The organism is Corallococcus sp. 4LFB (genome assembly GCF_046520365.1).
Classification (GTDB): domain Bacteria; phylum Myxococcota; class Myxococcia; order Myxococcales; family Myxococcaceae; genus Corallococcus; species Corallococcus caeni.
Map to the genome: position 1 here is coordinate 1 of NZ_JBKGHJ010000644.1, position 3,869 is coordinate 3,869.

4 protein-coding genes and 1 pseudogene are annotated in these 3,869 nt (G+C 72.8%); all 5 read left to right on the plus strand.

The features are described from left to right. Positions 1 to 243, plus strand: a pseudogene (locus ACLEQD_RS38690) (tRNA (adenosine(37)-N6)-threonylcarbamoyltransferase complex dimerization subunit type 1 TsaB); the annotation flags it as partial. Positions 244 to 310: 67 nt separating this feature from the next. Further along, positions 311 to 1,342 (plus strand): aspartate-semialdehyde dehydrogenase, encoded by a 1,032-nt coding sequence (locus ACLEQD_RS38695; protein ID WP_410390887.1) that lies wholly within the window; start codon positions 311 to 313, stop codon positions 1,340 to 1,342. Between the two features lie 126 nt (positions 1,343 to 1,468). Next, positions 1,469 to 2,533: an MXAN_2561 family MXYO-CTERM-anchored protein gene (locus ACLEQD_RS38700; RefSeq protein WP_410390889.1), complete on the plus strand. Its 1,065-nt coding sequence runs from the start codon at positions 1,469 to 1,471 to the stop codon at positions 2,531 to 2,533. After that, positions 2,530 to 3,249, plus strand: a complete 720-nt coding sequence (locus tag ACLEQD_RS38705) for an MXAN_2562 family outer membrane beta-barrel protein (protein WP_410390891.1) — start codon at positions 2,530 to 2,532, stop codon at positions 3,247 to 3,249. Before ACLEQD_RS38700 ends, ACLEQD_RS38705 begins: the two co-directional genes overlap by 4 nt. An 11-nt stretch (positions 3,250 to 3,260) precedes the next feature. Next, the coding region (locus tag ACLEQD_RS38710) for a PKD domain-containing protein (protein WP_410390892.1) at positions 3,261 to 3,869 on the plus strand (609 nt) is incomplete at its 3' end.

Here is a 3,869-nt window from a genome sequence, read left to right on the forward strand (position 1 = left end):
GCGCTCGCGGACTACCGGCAGGCGCTGGAGAAGCACGGCGTCGCGCCGCACCGGCTCCTGTCCGGCCCGGCCTTCCCGTCCGCGGTGGAGGTGGGGCGGCTGGCGCGGCTGCCGGAGGCGTACTCGCGGGAGGCGCTGTTCGCCCTGGAGCCGCACTACGTCCGCGCGTCCGAGCCGGAGCGCAATCCGAAGTTCCCGCCGCTGCCGGGCCCCGTGCCCACGGCGCGGCTGAAGGAAGACTGAAGCCGAAGCCTCGGGCACGCGTCGTCGTGCTCGCGCGGGCGGAGGCGGTGACGTAAAGGAGCCCGTCATGAGAGAGAACCTTCGGATTGCCGTGGTGGGCGCCACGGGCGTGGTGGGCCGCGAGGTGCTGGCCAACCTGTACGCGCGCGACGTGCCCATGGAGCAGGTGCGGGCCTTCGGCTCGGAGCGCTCCAAGGGCCTGGAGGTGGAGTACGGCGAGGACACGCTGGAGGTGGAGCAGGCCTCCGCGGACGCCTTCCGGGGCATCCACGTCGTGCTGCTGGCCACGCCCGCGGAGGCCTCCCGCAAGCTGGCCCCCGCCGCGCAGGCCGCGGGCGCGTGGGTGGTGGACGCGAGCAGCGCCTTCCGGAGCGACGGCAACGTGCCGCTCATCCTGCCGGGCTTCAACACGGAGGCCCTGGGGCCGGGCTTCAGCTTCAAGGGCCGCGTGGTGAGCCTGCCGGGCCTCGTCACCAGCGCCACGGTGCACCTGGTGGAGCCGCTGCGCCGCGCGTTCGGCGTGGTGCGCGCGCAGGTGACGGCGCTGATGGGCGCCTCCAGCGCGGGCGTGCGCGGCATCTCCGAGCTGGAGAAGCAGACCGCGGACCTGCTCTCCGGCCGCGAGCCGGAGCCGCAGGTGTTTCCGCACCGCGTGGGCTTCAACCTGGTGCCCCAGGTGGGCGGCTTCATGGTGAACAGCCCGTGGACGGAGGAGGAGGGCGGCTGGACGCTGGAGGCCGCGCGCCTGTTCTCCGCCCTGGGCGAGACGCCCGTGCTGGCCGGCACCGCCGTGCAGGTGCCCACCTTCCACGGCCACGGCCTCACCGTGAACGTGCAGCTGAAGAAGCCGGGCCCGGTGGAGCAGGTGCGCGCCGCCCTGAAGACGTCCCCCTCCCTCAAGGTGCTGGACGCCCCGGGCGAGCGCATCTACCCCATGCCCATGCTGGTGATGAGCGACCCGGCCGTCCACGTGGGCCGGGTGCGCGCCTTCCCCCAGGCCCCGGAGTGGGTGACGCTCTTCGCGTCGGTGGACAACGCCGGCCGGGCCGCCGCCCACCTGGTGGACGCGGGCCTCAAGCTGGCGGAACGCCCCGCCTGACAATTTGGCAAAGCCCCCGGGGGCACCTTGCCTGTTTGGCGCGCGAACCCGGGGTTTTCCCTGGGAAACAGGCCGTCCGGACGGGGCTTGAGGGTGGCCCCGCCCTTGCTAGCCTTCTGTCCATCCATGCGCCTTCCCTTCATTGGACTCCTGCTCTTCGCGTCCACGGCCGTGGCCCAGGTGGGGCCCACGGTGACGTTCGCGACCGCGGCGACCGGCTCGACGAACCTGACGGTCACCGTGCCCAAGAGTGAGTGCGGCAACGCGCGCCGCTTCACCTGGCAGCGCTCCGGCAACATCTGTAACGGCTCGCTCTTCATCTACGCGACCACGGGCACCTGCGGCTCGGAGCCCGCCGCGACGGACCTGAAGCTGGAGACCCTCACCGCGACCGGCGCGACCAGCGGCACCGTGAACTTCAGCGTGGCGGATTTGCTCGCGGCGCGCGGCAGCGGCGCGGACGGGGGCCCCGCGGCGACGTGCGACACCCAGCAGACGGAGATCTCCTTCAACCTGTGCGCGTCCGCGCGGCAGCTGGGCGGCCTCTACGGCACCGACTGCCAGACGACCTACGCCAACGTGGGGGCGCCCGCCTACGTGGTGAAGTTCGACCCGGTGGCGCCCCCGGCGCCCACCATCGCCAAGGTCATCCCCCGGGACTCGGCGCTGTCGGTGCAGGTGAATGGCGCGGAGACGGACTCCACCGTCGTGGTGGAGGCGGCGGCGGTGGCGTCGGCCGACGCGGGCACGGGCACGGATGACGCCGGCACGGACGCGGATGCGGGCACCGACGTGGATGCGGGCACCGACGTGGACGCGGGTACGGACCTGGACGCGGGCACGGACGACGCAGGGGCGGGGCTGGTGGGGGCGCTGGCGGTGGAGGGCACCACGGGGCCCGTGACGCGCGTCACCAAGGCGGCGGGTGAGGGCAACGTCGTCGTCACCGGCCTCACGAATGGCGTGACGTACCGGCTCCAGGCGACCATCATCGACGCCGCGGGCAACGAGAGCGCGCAATCCGCCGCGGTGGAGGCCACTCCCGTGAAGAGCAATGGTCTGTTCGACGCCTACAAAGATGCCGGCGGCGAGGAGGGCGGCGGTTGTGCCGCGACCGGTGGTGGCATCGCGGGTGGCGCGGTGCTGGCCGCGCTGGGCATCTGGCTGTCGTCTCGGAGGAAGGTGTCATGAGCAGCAGGGCTGTGGGCCTGGGAGTCGCGGCGCTTCTCTTGGCGGTACCGGCAGTGGCGCAGGAGGTGACCATCCCCACGCGCTCCCCGCGCACGGGCGCGGTCATCTTCCGCGGGGGCGGCTACAAGCCGCGCATCGACACGGAGAAGGCCCTCAACGGCGCGACGCCGTACAAGGACACCTTCGGTGACGCGTCGCTGCTGCTCATCGAGGGGGAGCTCCAGCGCTTCTTCTATCAGGGCATCGGCACGGCGGGCCTGGGCCTGGGCGTGGGCTACGGGGAGAAGTACGCGGACGCGAAGTTGGATGACGGCTCGGCGGCGGCGGACAAGGCGGCGCTGAAGGTGCTGCCCATCCAGCTCAACGCCTTCTACAAGTTCGACTACGCGGCCTTCCGCTGGGGCATCCCGCTGGTGCCGTACGCCAAGCTGGGGCTCGTCTACTCCCCGTGGTGGATGACCAAGGGCAGCGAGACGGAGCTGGTGGAGGGCGACAAGGCCAGCGGCGGCAAGTGGGGCTGGGCGGGCACCGCCGGCGTGTCGTTCCTCCTGGACGTGCTGGAGCCGCGCTTCGCGCGCGACTTCGACTCGGACCTGGGCGTGAACCACTCGTACCTCTTCGCCGAGTACACGCATGCGGATGTGAACAACTTCGGCGGCAAGGGCCTGAACCTGGGCAGCCGGCGCTGGATGTTCGGGCTCGCGTTGGACTACTAACCGAAAGGCCCATGGCCTCCCGACCCCGCGCGCTCCGGTCCCCGCTTCCGCTCTTCCTCCTGCTGGCCGCGGTGGGGCTGGGGGTCTCCGGCTGCCGGGGCCTCAGGCCGGACCTGGGGCCCGAGCGCACGCTGGAGGCGGGAGTCCCGGAGGACTTCGGCTCCACCGCCCCGAAGGCGCCCGCCATCACCTGGGACTTCGGGGACGGCACGCCGGCCCAGACGGCGCCGGGCGTGAAGCACGCCTGGGCCACCGCGGGCCGCTACACGGTGCGCGCGCTGGACGGGGACAAGGAGCTGGCCCGGGTGGTGCTCACCGTGGTGCCGCGTCCGGTGCTCCGCGCGGTGCCCCAGGACGCGCAGACGGTGCTGTGGGTGCCCCGCCTGCGCGGCAACGTGGAGGGGCTGGTGGACTTCTACGAGCGGCTGGTGGGCGCCGGCAACGCGCGCGCCTCCCTGGCGGACACGCCGCTGGCGCCGCTGCTCCTGCGCAGCCTCACGGGGGGCCCCTCGGAGGTGGACCCCGAGGAGGGCTTCGGCTTCTTCCTCCTGCCGGACTTCGACGGCGTGGTGGCTCTGCTGGGCGTGACGGACTCGCGGGCGGCGCTCGCGGCCGTGGCG

Bases quoted from the DNA above. Each gene is read 5' to 3' on its own strand.
- ACLEQD_RS38695 (WP_410390887.1), top strand. From the start codon at position 311: ATGAGAGAGAACCTTCGGATTGCCGTGGTGGGCGCCACGGGCGTGGTG.
- ACLEQD_RS38705 (WP_410390891.1), top strand. From the start codon at position 2,530: ATGAGCAGCAGGGCTGTGGGCCTGGGAGTCGCGGCGCTTCTCTTGGCG.
- ACLEQD_RS38700 (WP_410390889.1), top strand. From the start codon at position 1,469: ATGCGCCTTCCCTTCATTGGACTCCTGCTCTTCGCGTCCACGGCCGTG.